The following is a 556-nucleotide window of genomic DNA, read 5'->3' as shown; positions in this document are numbered from 1 at the left end:
CCGCGACATCCCGTTCAATGGCCTGCCGTGGTTCTTCGATCACGCCGAGACCATCACCCCAGAGAACATCGAACGTGTGCGGGCGCTGGGCGGCGGCATCGCCATCCAGGACCGCATGGCCTTCCAGGGCGAGTATTTCGTCGACCGCTACGGCGCCAAGGCGGCAGAGCAGACCCCACCGATCCAGCGCATGCTCGACATGGGCGTGCCGGTGGGTGCCGGTACCGACGCCACCCGCGTGTCCAGCTACAACCCCTGGACTTCGCTGTACTGGCTGGTTAGCGGCAAGACCGTTGGTGGCATGGAGCTGTACCCACAAGGCCTGGACCGCGACACCGCACTGCAGCTTTTCACCCAAGGCAGCGCCTGGTTCTCCAGCGAGCAGGGCAAGAAAGGCCAGATCAAGGTGGGCCAGCTGGCGGACCTGGCGGCGTTGTCGCTGGATTTCTTCAGCGTCGATGAAGAGGCCATCAAGGGCATCGAGTCGGTGCTGACGGTGGTCGATGGCAAGGTGGTGTACGGCGCTGCCGAGTTCGACAAGCTGGGCCCGCCACAG

The 556-nt window shown here is 64.7% G+C and carries 1 protein-coding gene; it reads left to right on the top strand.

The annotated features are described in order from the left end of the window. Nucleotides 1–556 (top strand): amidohydrolase family protein (locus ABE459_RS26015; RefSeq protein ID WP_346648178.1); only part of this gene is annotated, 556 nt, incomplete at both ends.

The sequence above is a fragment of the Pseudomonas sp. TWI923 genome, from assembly GCF_039673365.1.
Taxonomy (GTDB): domain Bacteria; phylum Pseudomonadota; class Gammaproteobacteria; order Pseudomonadales; family Pseudomonadaceae; genus Aquipseudomonas; species Aquipseudomonas sichuanensis.
The sequence above is the reverse complement of the archived record's forward strand: the minus strand, read 5'-3'. Positions and strand labels throughout refer to the sequence as shown.